The 14,814-nt window shown below is 62.2% G+C and carries 13 protein-coding genes; 8 read left to right on the forward strand and 5 right to left on the reverse strand.

Features of this window, described 5'->3' with window-relative positions; genetic code table 11:
- Nucleotides 1–48 precede the first annotated feature (48 nt).
- Nucleotides 49–699: a GNAT family N-acetyltransferase gene (locus ASC85_RS07375; protein ID WP_003203682.1), complete on the reverse strand. Its 651-nt coding sequence runs from the start codon at nt 697–699 to the stop codon at nt 49–51.
- Between the two features lie 255 nt (nt 700–954).
- Between ASC85_RS07375 and xthA the strand changes: the two genes are divergently transcribed.
- Nucleotides 955–1,767 (forward strand): exodeoxyribonuclease III, encoded by an 813-nt coding sequence (gene xthA / locus ASC85_RS07380; protein WP_003203684.1) that lies wholly within the window; start codon nt 955–957, stop codon nt 1,765–1,767.
- 231 nt (nt 1,768–1,998) lie between these two features.
- Nucleotides 1,999–3,333 (forward strand): substrate-binding domain-containing protein, encoded by a 1,335-nt coding sequence (locus ASC85_RS07385; RefSeq protein ID WP_057448817.1) that lies wholly within the window; start codon nt 1,999–2,001, stop codon nt 3,331–3,333.
- Between the two features lie 568 nt (nt 3,334–3,901).
- Here ASC85_RS07385 and ASC85_RS07390 read toward each other — a convergent pair.
- Both ASC85_RS07390 and ASC85_RS07395 read right to left on the reverse strand, forming a co-directional pair.
- Nucleotides 3,902–5,140 (reverse strand): M20/M25/M40 family metallo-hydrolase, encoded by a 1,239-nt coding sequence (locus ASC85_RS07390; RefSeq protein WP_057448818.1) that lies wholly within the window; start codon nt 5,138–5,140, stop codon nt 3,902–3,904.
- 85 nt (nt 5,141–5,225) lie between these two features.
- Nucleotides 5,226–6,311 carry a diguanylate cyclase gene (locus tag ASC85_RS07395; protein WP_057448819.1) on the reverse strand — a complete coding sequence of 362 codons (1,086 nt, stop codon included), beginning with the start codon at nt 6,309–6,311 and terminating at the stop codon, nt 5,226–5,228.
- A gap of 256 nt (nt 6,312–6,567) precedes the next feature.
- Here ASC85_RS07395 and ASC85_RS07400 point away from each other — a divergent pair, with 256 nt between their 5' ends.
- From ASC85_RS07400 to ASC85_RS07425, 6 genes are all read left to right on the forward strand, one after another.
- On the forward strand, nt 6,568–7,497 hold the full coding sequence (locus tag ASC85_RS07400; protein WP_057448820.1) for an alpha/beta fold hydrolase: 930 nt from the start codon (nt 6,568–6,570) through the stop codon (nt 7,495–7,497).
- 174 nt (nt 7,498–7,671) lie between these two features.
- The gene (gene glcD / locus ASC85_RS07405) at nt 7,672–9,171 is read left to right on the forward strand and encodes a glycolate oxidase subunit GlcD (protein WP_057448821.1); all 1,500 of its coding nucleotides are present in this window, start codon (nt 7,672–7,674) and stop codon (nt 9,169–9,171) included.
- On the forward strand, nt 9,171–10,229 hold the full coding sequence (gene glcE, locus ASC85_RS07410; protein ID WP_057448822.1) for a glycolate oxidase subunit GlcE: 1,059 nt from the start codon (nt 9,171–9,173) through the stop codon (nt 10,227–10,229). Before glcD ends, glcE begins: the two co-directional genes overlap by 1 nt.
- Before the next feature lies 1 nt (nt 10,230).
- Nucleotides 10,231–11,451, forward strand: a complete 1,221-nt coding sequence (gene glcF / locus ASC85_RS07415) for a glycolate oxidase subunit GlcF (RefSeq protein ID WP_057448823.1) — start codon at nt 10,231–10,233, stop codon at nt 11,449–11,451.
- An 88-nt stretch (nt 11,452–11,539) separates the two neighbouring features.
- The gene (gene hglS / locus ASC85_RS07420) at nt 11,540–12,916 is read left to right on the forward strand and encodes a 2-oxoadipate dioxygenase/decarboxylase HglS (protein WP_057448824.1); all 1,377 of its coding nucleotides are present in this window, start codon (nt 11,540–11,542) and stop codon (nt 12,914–12,916) included.
- A 298-nt stretch (nt 12,917–13,214) separates the two neighbouring features.
- Nucleotides 13,215–13,733 carry an Hcp family type VI secretion system effector gene (locus tag ASC85_RS07425; RefSeq protein ID WP_024617950.1) on the forward strand — a complete coding sequence of 173 codons (519 nt, stop codon included), beginning with the start codon at nt 13,215–13,217 and terminating at the stop codon, nt 13,731–13,733.
- Nucleotides 13,734–14,300: 567 nt separating this feature from the next.
- Here ASC85_RS07425 and ASC85_RS32580 read toward each other — a convergent pair.
- Both ASC85_RS32580 and ASC85_RS07430 read right to left on the reverse strand, forming a co-directional pair.
- Nucleotides 14,301–14,474 carry a hypothetical protein gene (locus tag ASC85_RS32580; RefSeq protein WP_164488475.1) on the reverse strand — a complete coding sequence of 58 codons (174 nt, stop codon included), beginning with the start codon at nt 14,472–14,474 and terminating at the stop codon, nt 14,301–14,303.
- Between the two features lie 45 nt (nt 14,475–14,519).
- The gene (locus ASC85_RS07430) at nt 14,520–14,762 is read right to left on the reverse strand and encodes a hypothetical protein (protein WP_018608734.1); all 243 of its coding nucleotides are present in this window, start codon (nt 14,760–14,762) and stop codon (nt 14,520–14,522) included.
- Nucleotides 14,763–14,814 lie beyond the last annotated feature (52 nt).

Here is a 14,814-nt window from a genome sequence, read left to right on the forward strand (position 1 = left end):
GAGCGTAGGTGCTTGATAGAGCCGGACATTTCGCAAAAGTTCGGCCGACTATGCCGTTGCGCTTTGCAGAACCTGCGGGTTGGCGTGGAAGAACACATGCTCGCGGATCGGTCCTACCGCCACTTCGCCGATTTCCTCGTAACCCTGGCGTTTATAAAACTCAAGGTAACGTGGGTTGCCGGTGTCCAGCACCACGCCCTGGGAATGCTCGTCCACCGCACACCAGTTATGCACCGCCTCAAGCAACTGTTCGCCGAAATGCTTGCCCTGGAACTGTGGGTGCACCCCCAGCAGCGGCAATACATGGACCGCATCCGACGGCAGGCAGGCCAGCACCGCCGCGTGGTATTCCAGGTAGCGCCGGGTGCAACGAAACCCGGTACTCAAGACCATGCGCAGGCGCCAGGCCCAGCTTTCGGTGATGCCCAGGCGCCGCTGCGGCGGCGCAATCAGTGCGATGCCGATCAGGCGGTCGTTGACCAGCAAGCCGATGGCCGGCAGGTCCTGGAGAAAATGCTGCTTGACCAGCTCACGCACCGTGGCCCGTACCCGCTGTTCATAACCGGGACGCTCGGATTCGAACAGGTAGCTGAAGGTCGGCTCGTGGCGATAGGCCTGGTACAGCAACGAACGGGCTTCACGGGAATAACCACTGTCGAGCATATGGATGTCGGCGATGGCGGTGGCGGTTTCAGGCATGACGTTGGATCTCCTGGGGGCGAGGCTTGGTAATGAGCCTTGTAGGAGCTGCCGAGTGCAACGAGGCTGCGATCTTTCCACGGGCGCTTGAATCCCAAGCGAAAGATCAAAAGATCGCAGGCTTCGCCAGCTCCTACAAAGCCGAACGGGGAAATCCCCTCGCCACAGGACATTAGCAGCGCATTTGTCCTACTGCCACGCTGGCCGTGTTCCGACATGTCAGCTAGCATCGCAGTTTTGCCAGGACAGCCGACCATGAAGATCGTCTCCTTCAACATCAACGGGCTGCGCGCCCGCCCCCATCAGTTGGCGGCGCTGATCGAGAAGCACCAGCCGGACGTGATCGGGCTGCAGGAAACCAAGGTCCACGACGAACAATTCCCCCTGGCCGAGGTGCAGGCCCTGGGCTATCACGTGCATTACCACGGGCAAAAGGGCCATTACGGCGTCGCCCTGCTCTCGCGCCAGGCACCGCTGAGCCTGTACAAGGGCTTCGAGGGCGACGACGAGGATGCCCAGCGGCGCTTCATCTGGGGCACCTTCGCCGATGCCAACGGCGTGCCGGTGACCATCATGAACGGTTATTTCCCACAAGGTGAAAGCCGCGACCACCCGACCAAATTCCCGGCCAAGGAACGTTTCTACAGCGATTTGCAGCAACTGCTGGAAAGCCGCTTCAGCAACGACCAGCCGGTGGTGGTGATGGGCGACGTGAACATTTCCCCGGAAGACTGCGACATCGGCATCGGCCCGGACAACATGAAGCGCTGGCTGAAAACCGGCAAATGCAGCTTCCTGCCGGAAGAACGCGAATGGATGGCACGCCTGAAGAACTGGGGCCTGGTGGACAGCTTCCGTCACCTGAACCCGGACGTCACCGATCGCTTCAGCTGGTTCGACTACCGCAGCCGCGGCTTCGAGGACGAGCCCAAGCGCGGCCTGCGCATCGACCTGATCCTCACCTCCCACGGCCTGCTGCCACGGGTCAAGGATGCAGGCGTGGACTATGAACTGCGGGGCATGGAAAAACCGTCGGACCATGCGCCGATCTGGTTGCAGTTGAGCTGACCGCGTCACACCAACCCCTGTGGGAGCAAAGCTTGCTCGCGATGAACGATGACACGATCTTGCAGTTGAACCGTGCCGCCTGCATCGCGAGCAAGCTTTGCTCCCACAGAAACTTTCTGATTCTGCGACCCCCATCGCCCTGCCGCGTCTGACAAGTCGCAACCCTGTCACCTTTCAGTAACCTGACTGACTTAATCTTCCGGCACTTCCTCGGGTTCAGAAGGTGCCGGCATGCGGCTGCGCGTTGTCTTTTTCATCGGCCTCTGGCTGCCGTTCATGGCATCGGCCGGCAGTTTGCCCATTCCCGAACAGGGCCCGGCCCTGCGCCTCCAAGGTTCCAACACCATCGGCGCGGCGCTCGGACCGGCCCTGGTCAGGGGCTTGATGGAGGATCAGGGCCTGCTCAGGGTCAGCAGCGAAATCACCGGTCGCGACAACGAGCAGCGCATCGTCGGCCAGACCGTCGACGGCCGGCGGGTAGAAGTGGACATCGCGGCCCACGGCTCCAGCACCGGTTTCGCCGCCCTCAAGCAGGGCAACGCCGACCTGGCCGCCTCTTCGCGACCGATCAAGGACAGCGAGCTGAAGGAACTGTCGTCCCTGGGCGACCTGAAAAGTCCCACCGCCGAGCAAGTCATCGCCATCGATGGCCTGGCGATTATTCTTCATCCGCAGAACCCGTTGCGTCAGCTCGATACCGTGCAACTGGCGCGAATATTCAGTGGCGAGGCGAAAACCTGGGAGGCCGTGGGCGGCGTGGGTGGGCCGATTCATCTGTATGCCCGGGATGAACAGTCTGGCACCTACGATACCTTCAAGGAACTGGTCCTCGGCCGACAGGGCAAACGGCTGGATCCTACAGCACAGCGCTTCGAATCCAGCGAACAGTTGTCCGACGCTGTCAGCCAGGACCCGCAGGGCATCGGCTTCATCGGTTTGCCCTATGTGCGCCAGGCCAAGGCGCTGGCGATTGTCGACGGTGATTCCCAACCCATGTTGCCGTTGAACAACCTGATCGCCACCGAGGACTACCCCTTGTCCCGGCGCCTGTTCTTTTATTTGCCACCCCAGGCAACCAACCCGTGGGCCGAGGCACTGGTGGCGTTCACCCAAAGCGAGCAGGGCCAGACCATCGTCGCCGCTAACGGGTTCATCGCCCAGACCGTCCAGGCCATGGCCGTCACGCCGAATGCACTGATGCCCGAGGGTTACCAGGCCCTGAGCCGCCACGCCCAACGCTTGACCGTGAACTTCCGCTTCGAAGAAGGCAGCGCCAGCCTGGACAACAAGGCCCACCAGGACCTGGGCCGCGTGCTCGACTATATAAAGCAGCATGGCAAAACCGACCGACGTGTGACATTGGTAGGTTTTGGCGACGCCAAGGACGACCCGGCGCGGGCCGACCTTCTGTCCAAACTGCGGGCCATGGCGGTGCGGCGTGAACTGGTCAAATACGGTGTGGCGCTGCGCGAAGTGCGAGGGTTCGGTGCATTGATGCCGGTGGCGGCCAACAGCAAGGATGAAGGACGGGTCAAGAATCGGCGGGTTGAGGTTTGGGTTTACTGAACCTGATCAAGCGGCGCAACACACATCCCTATGGGAGCAAAGCTTGCTCGCGATACAGGCACCTCGGTTCGCCAGGAGACCGCGTCATCTTCATCGCGGGCAAGCCTTGCTCCCACAGCGGGGCGGTGCGACGTTTCGCTAAACTCCCTCACTACAAAAGCCTGGATGTTTATCACATTAGCCTCGGGGTAGGACCGAGCCACATCGTCTTGCGCCGTTACGTACAACTACGCCAGAATCCGCCGGCTTGTGCGCCTTGAGGCCAGGGCTTTATCGTTTCCGGGTCGCTGAAAATCAGGCGCACGGCTCCGGCATATTTATTATGGCGGCTGTGCGCGGGGCGCCCTTGTGGCGCGCTGGGTTTGCCTTGGTACCCGGTCTACCAACCTGCGTATAGCCGCCACCGAACGATCGAAGCGGCGCAACACAAATCCCAGTGGGAGCAAAGCTTGCTCGCGATGCAGGCGCCTCGGTTCCCCAGGAGACCGCGTCATCTTCATCGCGGGCAAGCCTTGCTCCCACAGCGGGACGGTGCGATGTTTCGATCCTTTAAAAAATGGGCAGCGCTTTACCGCCCCGCCAATTCCATGATCATCCGCGACAACAGATAGATCCTTGGCACCACACTCTCGACTTCGGCGTATTCCTCCGGCGTATGGATGTTGCCACCAACAATGCCAAAGCCATCCAGCGTCGGCGTACCGACCCCGGCCGACAGGCTGGCATCCGCCGCCCCACCACTGCCCTCTTCAGTCAGTTTGCGCCCCAGTTCGCCATAGATGCCTTGGGCCATGGCCATCAACCGGTCCGACTCCGCCGTCTGCGGCATCGGTGGCAAGCCGCGCTTGAGGCTGGTGGTGACTTCGGTATCGGCGATCAACTTGTCCTGCGACACCCGGGCCAGGTCTTTTTCGATGCGATCGAATTCTTCCGGCACCGCCGCCCGCACATCCGCCTTGGCGCTCGCCTGGTCGGGGATCACGTTGGTCCGGTCGCCAGCCTTGATCACTGTGAAGTTGATGGTGGTTTTCTTTTCCGCGTCGCCGAGCTTGCCCAGTTGCAGGATCTGGTGCGCGGCTTCCATCGCCGCATTGCGCCCCAGTTCCGGCGCGACACCGGCGTGGGACGCCTTGCCCTTGACCTCCACCAGTGCCGTGGCACTGCCCTTGCGCCACACCACCAAGCCATCGGCCGGGCGCCCCGGCTCGAGGTTGAGGGTCACGTCATGGGCCTTGGCGGTTTTCTTGATCAGGTCGGTGGCGGCGTCCGAGCCGGTTTCTTCGCTGGCGTCGAGCAGGAAAGTAATCTGCGCGTAGTTCTTGAAGTCCAGGTTCTTGAGCACCTTCAAGGCGTAGATCCCAGCGACGATGCCACCCTTGTCATCCATCACCCCCGGCCCATAGGCCCGGCCATCCTTGATATGGAAGGGACGCTCGGCGGCCGAGCCTTCCTTGAACACCGTGTCCATGTGGGCCATCAGCAGGATTTTTGCCTTGCCGGTACCCTTGAGGGTCGCCAGGATGTGCTGGGTGCCGTCCGAGTTAGGCACCTTTTCGATGGTGGCGCCCAACTTCGTCAATTCATCGATCGCAATATCACCGACCTGAGTCAGCCCCGGCACATAGCCGGAGCCGGAGTCGATGTTCACCAACCGTTCGAGCAGTTTCAGGGCCTCGCCCTTGTACTGTTCGGCGTCGCTCAGGACTTGTTGATGGGGCTGCGCGAAAGCAACGGGGGCGAAGGCGCCGAGGGCCAGGCTCAGGCCAAGACTGACGGCCAGACGGGAGCGAAGAGCGGTCATCATCATGATTTCATCCTTGTTCCGTATCGAAAGAGTGCCATAGGCACCCTACCCGACAATAGGCCAAGGCTCTAGACCGCAGGTGGCCACCTCAGGTGGAAATGACCGACGCCTCCAACACCTGCCGATGCCGGTAACACGTGACCCGGTTGCGCCCGCCGGTCTTGGCCTCGTAGAGCGCCTGGTCGGCATCATTGAGCCAATGGGTCGCATCGCCATAGGACGGGTTGAAGGCCGCCAGGCCAATACTCAGGCTCACCTTCAGCGCCGGACTCTGTTCATAGCTGAGCGTGGCAAAGCGCTCACGCAAGCCATCCATGGCCTGCACGGCGTTGTGAAGCGTCAGGTCCGGCAGAATCACACAGAACTCGTCCCCGCCATAACGCCCGACCACATCGGCGGCCCGCAGGTTTTGCTTGAGCATCTTGCCAAGCTGGCGCAGCACGATGTCGCCGGCGACATGGCCATAGGTGTCATTGATGGCCTTGAAGTGATCGATGTCGATCAGCGCAATCGCGCCGCGCCCTGCCCCGTCATTCGGATGACGCTGGCAACGCTGGAACTCCTCGTTGAGGCGATCTTTCCAGGCGCCATGGTTGAGCAAGCCGGTCAGGCTGTCGGTGCGACTCAGGGCCAGCAACTCGCGCTTTTGCCGGCCCAAGATGTAGGCCTGGCGATAGCAGAACCAACCCAGCGCCATCGGATACAGGCACAGCAACGGCAAACAAGCATATATCTGCGCCGGGCTGGTCATGGGGACGCTGGTCAGCGGGAAGATCAGCACGCCCACGACAATACCGGCCACTTGGGCCAAGGCCCCAATGAGCAGGAAACGCAGGCCACCAATGGCGACATTGTTCATCGCCATCATCGCCAGCGTGACGGCCGCGGGCAGCGGGTTGAACTGCATTGCCGCGACCCAGAAGCCGCCAAGCGCCGCATCGATCAATAAATTGATGTGTTCGGCCTGGTACGGCATCGAGCAACGCCGGGCCCACCAGTAGGACAAGTGTGGCCAGAGCAGGCCGTTGAACAGCATGAAACCCCAGACCCACGGCGCCGGCTTGAGGGGAAAAACGGCAGCACTCACCAACAGAAACCCCAGCGTCAGGCCCAGAATGCGCGATATATAAAGCCTCCTGGCCAGCGTCCGTCCCTTCTTTCCCGTTTTTAGCATAGAAGCCTCTGCACCGCGGGTTTCCCAAGTCATTGGGACGGGGGGGGGTAGCTTGGAGTCTATCAGGGGAACATCAAATAGCCACCACTGAATACAGGGGTATTTATTCTCCTTCAAATGCGGGACTCTGCTGGTATTTTGGCTATATATGACAAGGAAATCCGTAAACACTCGGAAAGAGGTCCCCGGGTTTACGTTGCTTATTACCGCCTGATCCGTTTGATTACGTTCTGTCGCAGCCCATGGAGGGCAAAACATGCTGGTGTTGTTTGTAGTTCTTGCTGTACTTATCGCCTGGAGCTGGTTGACGTATCCCGGCATCGGCCATGTGATCTACGACATGAACATGGCCCTGGAGGCACGCCTTTACCGGTTGCGCAAAATCACCGTGCCCATCAGCGAGATGACCGTGTCGACCTGGCAAGGCGGGCCTTATGAAGCGTCCGCCAGCATCCTGATGCTGCACGGCTACAGCGGCGACAAGAACCTCTGGCTGCGGGTTGCCCGGCATTTTGTCGGTGATTACCGGGTGGTGATCCCCGACCTCCCCGGCCATGGTGAAACCGGCTTCAAGGCCGGCGGCGGCTACGACATCCCGACCCAGGCCCGGCGGATCATCGAATTGCTCGACGCCTGTGGCCTGGACAAGGTCCATGTGATCGGCAACTCCATGGGTGGGCATCTCGCCGCGTGGCTGGCGGCCACTTCGCCTGACCGCGTGCTGACCCTGGCGCTGCTCAATCCGGCCGGCGTCACCTCCCCCCAACCCAGCGACATGGACCGCCAACTGGCCGCCGGTCGTAACCCGTCCCTGGTGCATTCCCGGGAGGAGTTCATGCCGTTCTACGCAATGACCATGGCCTCGCCGCCCTGGGTACCGGGCATGGTAATGGCGGCCGTGGCCGAGCGTTACGTACAGCACCGCGAAGAACTCGCGGAGATCTACGCCGACTTTAGCGCCAGCCCGTCGATGGAGTCCCACCTGGCCGATATTCGCGCCCCTTCGCTGCTGCTCTGGGGCCGCAAGGACCGGGTGATCGATGTGAGCAGCGTGCCGGTGTGGAGCAAAGGTATCGCGGACTTGCGCGTGGAAATCTGGGACGGGATCGGCCACCTGCCCATGATCGAGCAACCGGGGAAAACCGCTGCGCTGTATCGGGAGTTTCTCAAGGGGCTGGGGCAGTGACGGCGATGCAAGGGATGCCCCCTGGTCTGGGCTCCGCAGGAGCTGCCGCAGGCTCGGGCCGCGTTCGGACGATCTTTTGACCTTGATCAACAGGGTCTTTCGCTCAAGACTCAATCGCCTGGGGAAAGATCGCAGCCTCGTTACACTCGTCAGCTCCTACAGGGTATCGACTTCATGAACATCCTCTACGACGAACACCTCGACGGCCCCTTGCCCAGGGTGGACAAACAGGCCCTGCTTCAAGCCTTGCAGGCACAGATTCCAGACCTGGACATCCTGCACCAGGAGGAAGACCTCAAGCCCTATGAATGCGATGGCCTGTCGGCCTACCGCACCACGCCCCTGCTGGTGGCATTGCCCAAACGCGTCGAGCAGGTGCAAGCGCTGCTCAAGCTCTGCCATGGGCTGAATGTGCCGGTGGTCGCCAGGGGGGCCGGGACCGGTCTGTCCGGCGGCGCCCTGCCCCTGGCAAGCGGCGTGTTGCTGGTGATGGCGCGGTTCAACCAGATCCTGCACATCGACCCCGACGCCCGCACCGCACGGCTTCAGCCCGGTGTGCGCAACCTGGCGATCTCCCAGGCGGCGGCGCCGTTCGGGCTGTATTACGCGCCGGATCCCTCGTCGCAGATCGCCTGTTCCATCGGCGGCAACGTCGCGGAAAATGCCGGCGGCGTGCACTGCCTCAAGTACGGCCTGACGGTGCACAACCTGTTGAAACTGGAAATCCTCACCATCGAAGGCGAGCGCCTGACCCTCGGCAGCGAAGCCCTGGACTCGCCGGGCCTGGACCTGCTGGCGCTGTTCACCGGTTCCGAAGGTTTGCTGGGGGTGATCACCGAAGTGACGGTCAAACTGTTGCCCCGGCCCCAGGTCGCCAAGGTGCTGCTGGCCAGTTTCGATTCGGTGGACAAGGCCGGGCGGGCAGTGGCCGACATCATCGCCGCCGGGATCATCCCCGGCGGCCTGGAAATGATGGACAACCTGGCGATCCGCGCCGCCGAGGACTTCATCCACGCTGGTTATCCGGTGGAGGCCGAAGCGATCCTGCTGTGCGAACTGGACGGGGTCGAGGCCGATGTCCATGACGATTGCGAACGGGTCCGCCAGGTATTGGAGCAGGCCGGGGCCACCGAGGTGCGCCAGGCGCGGGACGAGGCCGAGCGACTGCGGTTCTGGGCCGGGCGCAAGAACGCCTTCCCGGCGGTGGGTCGCCTGGCGCCGGATTATTACTGCATGGACGGCACCATCCCGCGACGCGCCCTGCCCGAGGTGCTGCAGCGCATCGCCAGCCTCGGTGCCGAGCATGGCCTGCGCGTCGCCAACGTCTTTCACGCCGGAGACGGCAACATGCACCCGCTGATCCTGTTCGATGCCAACCAGCCCGGCGAACTGGAGCGCGCCGAAACCCTGGGCGGGAAAATCCTCGAACTGTGTGTCCAGGTAGGTGGCAGCATCACTGGCGAACACGGTGTGGGCCGGGAAAAAATCAATCAGATGTGCACGCAATTCAACAGCGACGAACTGAACCTGTTCCACGCGGTGAAAGCAGCTTTCGATCCCCAAGGCCTGCTCAACCCCGGCAAGAACATCCCCACCCTGCACCGCTGCGCCGAATTCGGTGCCATGCACATCCATGGCGGGCAACTGCCGTTTCCTGAACTGGAGCGTTTCTGATGAGCCGCGAAGCCGACCAGGACGCCAGCCACCTGCTGCTCGAACAGGTCAATCGCGCCCGGGCCAACGCCACGCCGCTGCGTATCCAGGGTTCGAACAGCAAGGCTTTCCTGGGGCGCGAAGTGGCCGGCGAAGTGCTGGACACCCGCGTGCATCGTGGCATCGTCCACTACGACCCCACCGAACTGGTCATCACGGCCCGGGCCGGCACCCCGCTGCGGGAACTGCTCGCCGCCCTCGACGCCGCCGGCCAGCGGCTGCCCTGCGAACCGCCAGCGTTCGGTGACGACGCCACGGTCGGCGGCATGGTCGCCGCCGGGCTGTCGGGGCCGCGTCGCCCATGGGCCGGTTCGGTGCGTGATTTCGTCCTGGGCACGCGGCTGATCAGTGGCCACGGCACGTTGCTGCGTTTCGGCGGCGAGGTGATGAAAAACGTCGCCGGCTACGACCTGTCGCGCCTGTTGGCCGGCAGTTTCGGTTGCCTGGGGGTGATCACCGAAGTTTCCTTGAAGGTCCTGCCCAAGCCCCGTCACAGCCTGAGTATCCGCCTGGAACTGGACAGCACCGAGGCCCTGGAAAAACTCGCCGAATGGGGCCGTCAGCCACTGCCCATCAGCGCCGCCAGCCATGACGGCGATTGCCTGCACCTGCGCCTGGAGGGTGGCGAAGGCTCGGTCAGCGCCGCTCATCAGCGTTTCGGTGGCGAGGTGATCGACGATCAATACTGGACGGCACTCAATGAACATCAGTTGGCCTTCTTCGATGAAGGCTTGCCGCTGTGGCGCCTGTCGTTGCCCAACCATACCGGGCCGCTCACCCTGCCCGGCGCGCAGTTGATCGACTGGGCCGGCGCGCAACGCTGGTTGAAAACCGAGGCCGACACGGTGCAAGCCCTGGCCCATGAAGTCGGCGGCCATGCCACCTGCTATCGTCAGGGGGCCAGCGACACACCGTTCCAGCCACTGGCCCCGGCGCTGCTGCGCTATCACCGGCAGCTCAAGGCCCAGCTCGATCCCCTGGGGCTTTTCAACCCTGGTCGGATGTACCCGGAGTTCTAGCATGCAGACCCGTTTCAGCGATGAAGCCAAGCATCTGCCCCGCGCCGAAGAAGCCGAACGGATCCTGCGCAGCTGCGTGCATTGCGGCTTCTGCAATGCCACCTGCCCCACTTACCAATTGCTCGGCGATGAACTGGACGGCCCGCGCGGACGCATCTACCTGATCAAGCAAGTGCTCGAAGGCCAGCCGGCGACGACCAGCACCCAACTGCACCTGGATCGCTGCCTGTCGTGTCGCAACTGCGAGACCACCTGCCCATCCGGCGTGGATTACCACAACCTGCTGGACATCGGCCGGGCGGTAGTCGATCACGCCGTACCGCGCCCCGCCGGCCAACGCGCGCTGCGCCTGGGGCTGCGAAGCCTGGCCGCCAGCCCGGAGCGGTTCAAGGCCCTGCTGCGTCTTGGAGCGATCTTCCGTCCGTTGCTGCCGACGAACCTGAGCGCCAAGTTGCCCCGCCCCTCCCCAGCTCACAGTGAACGCCCAGTGGTACGGCATCGGCGCACGGTGTTGATGCTCGAAGGTTGCGCGCAACCGGGCCTGTCGCCCAACACCAATGCCTCGGCCGCGCGGGTGCTGGATCGACTCGGCGTCAGCGTGATCCCCTGTGCGCAGGCCGGCTGCTGCGGTGCGCTGGATTATCACCTCGATGCCCAGGCCAGCGGGCTGGACCGCGCCCGACAGAACATCGACGCCTGGTGGCCACACCTGGAAAACGGCGCTGAAGCCATCGTCCAGACGGCCAGCGGCTGCGGCGCGTTCATCAAGGACTATGGGCACCTGCTGGAACATGACCCGGCCTACGCCGCCAAGGCCAGACAGGTGAGTGAACGGGCGCTGGACCTGGTGCAAGTGCTCGGCAAGGAACCGCTGGAACAGATCTGCGCGGCCAGGAACCAGCGCATTGCCGTGCATTGCCCCTGCACCTTGCAGCACGCGCAGAAACTCGGCGGCAGCATCGAGGCGCTGCTGACGCGGCTGGGTTTCAACCTCACCGAGGTGCCCGACGGCCATTTGTGTTGCGGCTCGGCCGGCACCTATTCGCTGACCCAGCCGGCCCTGGCGCGGCAATTGCGCGACAACCGCCTCAATGCGCTGGAAAGCGGCCAGCCAGAGTTGATCGTCACTGCCAACGTCGGCTGCCAGAACCACCTCGACGGCGCCGGTCGCACGCCCGTGCGGCACTGGATCGAGCTGGTGGATCAGTCCCTGGCAGAATGAAGTCCTGAAGATTCTTCGTTTGCCGGGGCCGGCGAAGGCTGCGATCTTTCGTCCATCTTTCCCACAGCCCTCGCCAGGAATTCTTACGATGAGCTTCGTCAGCCCCGACCTGATCCGCCAACGCTTCTCCAGGGCGATGTCCGACATGTACCGCGACGAGGTGCCGCTGTATGGCGCCCTGATGAAGCTGGTGGAGCACACCAACGCCCAGGTGCTGGCTGAAGACCCGGTCCTGGCCGCACACCTGCGCAGCACCGGCGAACTCGAGCGCCTGGACCTGGAACGCCACGGCGCGATCCGCGTCGGCACCGCCGCCGAGCTGGCGACCCTGGGGCGTCTGTTCGCGGTCATGGGCATGCAGCCGGTGGGCTACTACGACCTCACACCTGCCGGGGTGCCGGTGCATTCCACCGCCTTCCGCGCCGTACACGAAAGCGCGTTGCAGATCAGCCCGTTCCGAGTGTTTACCTCACTGCTGCGCCTGGAACTGATCGAGAACGCCGAGCTTCGGGCCTTTGCCGAATCGGTGCTGGACAAGCGGCAGATATTCACCCCCAGCGCCCTTGAGCTCATTGACCAGGCCGAACGCCAAGGTGGCCTGACGGAAGCCCAGGCTGGGGACTTCGTCCTACAGGCCCTGGAAACCTTTCGCTGGCACCACAGCGCCACCGTCACCGCCGAACAGTACCGGCAACTGAGCGCCCAACATCGCCTGATCGCCGATGTGGTGGCGTTCAAGGGTCCGCACATCAATCACCTGACACCGCGTACCCTGGACATCGACATCGTCCAGGCTCGGATGCCCGTGCACGGCATTACCCCCAAGGCCGTGATCGAAGGCCCGCCTCGCCGCCAATGCCCGATCCTGCTGCGCCAGACCAGTTTCAAGGCACTCGACGAACCCGTCGCCTTCACCGACCAGCCCCAGACCCAAGGCAGCCACAGCGCCCGCTTCGGCGAAATCGAACAACGTGGCGCGGCCCTCACGCCCAAGGGCCGCGCGCTCTACGATCAATTGCTGAACGCCGCGCGCGATGCACTGGGGGAGTTTCCCAACGAAGCCAACGCCGAACGCTACAACCGGCTGATGGCCGAACACTTTGTCGAATTCCCTGACAACCACGACGAACTGCGCCGACAAGCATTGGCGTACTTCCGCTATTTCGTCACGCCCGAGGGCCTCGCCGCCAAGGGCACCCTTGAGCAAGCCGTCTCCCTGGAGCACTTGCTCGAGCAGCAATACCTGCGCGCCGAACCCTTGGTGTACGAGGACTTCCTGCCCGTCAGCGCCGCCGGCATTTTCCAGTCGAACCTCGGCGATGCCGCCCAGAGCCACTATGCCGGCCAGTCCAATCGCCAGGCCTTCGAAGAGGCGCTGGGACGAGCGACCATCGATGAGCTGGGGCTGTACGCCCAGACGCAACAGCGCTCCATCGATGAGTGCCGGGCCGCATTGGGCGTGTAGGAATAAGCTGAAGGATAAAACGGCAAAAAGCTGCCTGACAGGCGCGCGCGCGGCGCGCCTTTATTGGCCACCCGTCCCGGGTATCGCGGTGTCTGATCGGGCCGCGAGGAGCTGCAATGGGCCGGGCAAGCCTCTGAGCGATTTCTCGCTTGCCTGCGGGGAGGCGCTTCCCGATAGAAGATCAACCTATTGATATATATAGGTTTTTAAAAAATGGCATAGCTCTTGATATCCGTGAGGCCACCTCGGGGCGACTCCCGTCCCAGGCCCTATCGTTATCCAGGAAGGAGAGCATCCATTGGCAACTCCCGCGTACATGTCCGTTGAGGGCACCAAACAAGGTCTGATCACCGCCGGTGCGTTTACCGCCGATTCAGTGGGCAACACCTACCAAGAGGGTCATGAAGACCAGGTTATGGTGCAGGCTTTCGAGCACCAAGTGACCATCCCTCGCGATCCGCAGTCCGGCCAGCCAACCGGTCAGCGCATACACAAACCCCTGATCATCACCAAGGTATTCGACAAAGCTTCGCCACTGCTTCAGGTCGCCCTGACGAGCGGCGAACGGCTGAAGGAAGTCAAGATCCAGTGGTACCGCACCTCGGCCGCAGGCACCCAAGAGCACTACTACACCACCACCTTGGAGGACGCGATTATCGTCGATATCAAGGACTACATGCTCAACTGCCAGAACCCGGAAAACTCACACTTCACCCATCTGGAGGACGTGCACTTCACGTATCGCAAAATCACCTGGACCCACGAAGTCAGCGGCACCTCGGGCTCCGATGACTGGCGCTCGCCGGCCGCTGGTTGAATCGGAGGTAGCCGCTTACGCATCGGCCAACTCTGTAGGTCGATGTGCAGTTGAAAATAATCGATAGTTGTTGATTCAGGGTGGTGTTCGCCCAGTGCGATGGCCTCGGCAATCCATGCACTGGTAAAGAGCCTGACACTGGGCGAACGCGAATAATAATAATGGAACTTTCAGAATATGTCCGCGCGCCCGTTTAAATAATTATTCATGTTGCAACTGTCTCCGCGATCTCTATGGGAGCTGGCGAAGCCTGCGATCTTTTGATCTTTCGCTTGAGATTCAAGTGCTTGGGGAAAGATCGCAGCCTCGTTGCACTCGACAGCTCCTACACAGCTCCTACACAGCTCCTACGCTGCTCCTACGCGGTTCCTACGCCGCTTCTACACAGCACAGAGGGAGCAAGCTCCCTCGCCATGATTTTGTGTTTGGACGGCACCGCTACATAGCGCTGTACAGCAGCTATACAAAAACAAGAACAAGCACAAAAGTTATCCGCCGCGAACACATCGAGACAAAGTTAAACCGTCATTAAAAAACTCTTTTTAATACCGGTCGACGTGACAAACCTCAGCCACGCCGACCGGTTTTCTGCGCATCGGTATCCCCTGCATCAGGGTCGCCGTGCTGTTGTTTACGCTTGGCCGGGTCATTGGGCCGCAAGGCATCGTTATCGCGTTCCACTTCACCGGGCAATGCCGGGGCGTCGGGGTTTTGCCGGGTCTGATCGGGACGCTGCTGCATGGTGAACTCCTTGAATCTTTCAGGCCTGAGGTCAGGGGTGAGGCGTCAGGCGTCGGGGTCGGCGACTTCTTCAGCGACGTTGGCATCCGGAGAGCGCTGATGCAGTTGCTCGGCCTTGGTCTTCAAGACCTGCCACTGCGCCAGGTCGATGGCGCCCTGACCGAACAGGTCATTGGCCACCCGCATCAGTTCGGTGAAGTGAGCATCGGGGGACTGCTGCCAGTAGGCCTTGTCGTCGAACAATCGCTGCCAATCGGCCAGCGACGCAAGTTTGAGGTCATCGCTCATGACGGGCTCCTGCGAGACATTCATAAACTATGAGGGTCGGCGTTCGCGGGGA

The organism is Pseudomonas sp. Root401, from assembly GCF_001425105.1.
Lineage (GTDB): Bacteria > Pseudomonadota > Gammaproteobacteria > Pseudomonadales > Pseudomonadaceae > Aquipseudomonas > Aquipseudomonas brassicacearum.

Excerpts from the sequence above, each read along its gene's own strand:
- ASC85_RS07375 (WP_003203682.1), bottom strand. The coding sequence starts at position 699 with ATGCCTGAAACCGCCACCGCCATCGCCGACATCCATATGCTCGACAGT.
- xthA (WP_003203684.1), top strand. The coding sequence starts at position 955 with ATGAAGATCGTCTCCTTCAACATCAACGGGCTGCGCGCCCGCCCCCAT.
- ASC85_RS07385 (WP_057448817.1), top strand. The coding sequence starts at position 1,999 with ATGCGGCTGCGCGTTGTCTTTTTCATCGGCCTCTGGCTGCCGTTCATG.
- ASC85_RS07390 (WP_057448818.1), bottom strand. The coding sequence starts at position 5,140 with ATGATGATGACCGCTCTTCGCTCCCGTCTGGCCGTCAGTCTTGGCCTG.
- ASC85_RS07395 (WP_057448819.1), bottom strand. The coding sequence starts at position 6,311 with ATGCTAAAAACGGGAAAGAAGGGACGGACGCTGGCCAGGAGGCTTTAT.
- ASC85_RS07400 (WP_057448820.1), top strand. The coding sequence starts at position 6,568 with ATGCTGGTGTTGTTTGTAGTTCTTGCTGTACTTATCGCCTGGAGCTGG.
- glcD (WP_057448821.1), top strand. The coding sequence starts at position 7,672 with ATGAACATCCTCTACGACGAACACCTCGACGGCCCCTTGCCCAGGGTG.
- glcE (WP_057448822.1), top strand. The coding sequence starts at position 9,171 with ATGAGCCGCGAAGCCGACCAGGACGCCAGCCACCTGCTGCTCGAACAG.
- glcF (WP_057448823.1), top strand. The coding sequence starts at position 10,231 with ATGCAGACCCGTTTCAGCGATGAAGCCAAGCATCTGCCCCGCGCCGAA.
- hglS (WP_057448824.1), top strand. The coding sequence starts at position 11,540 with ATGAGCTTCGTCAGCCCCGACCTGATCCGCCAACGCTTCTCCAGGGCG.
- ASC85_RS32580 (WP_164488475.1), bottom strand. The coding sequence starts at position 14,474 with ATGCAGCAGCGTCCCGATCAGACCCGGCAAAACCCCGACGCCCCGGCA.
- ASC85_RS07430 (WP_018608734.1), bottom strand. The coding sequence starts at position 14,762 with ATGAGCGATGACCTCAAACTTGCGTCGCTGGCCGATTGGCAGCGATTG.